Genomic DNA, 302 nt, shown 5'->3' on the forward strand with positions numbered 1-302 from the left:
CGGGTCGTGCTCGCTCCCGCCAACAAACTCGAAATCGGCGTGTTCAAGGTCGCAATGCCGTTGCTTACGCTCCAATTCGCATCAGATAGCGTCAATCCAGTCGGTATGTAATCACTCAACTGTATAGACGTCGCATCAACGTTCCCTTGGTTGTACACTGTAATCGTAAACTTCACCGTGCTGCCTGGGTTCACACTCGAAGCCTGACCCGTCGCCAACGTCTTCTTCAAGGCCAAGTCAAACACTGGCGTTGGTGTCACCGTTATCACTTCTGGGTCAGAATCATCTTCATCTCCACCGTT

At 51.7% G+C, this 302-nt stretch carries 1 protein-coding gene; it reads right to left on the bottom strand.

Going from position 1 to position 302, the window contains the following annotated elements:
• Positions 1-302 (bottom strand): DUF7507 domain-containing protein (locus AC23N5_RS31545; protein WP_487758581.1); only part of this gene is annotated, 302 nt, incomplete at both ends.

The organism is Runella sp. R5_40 (assembly GCF_057652295.1).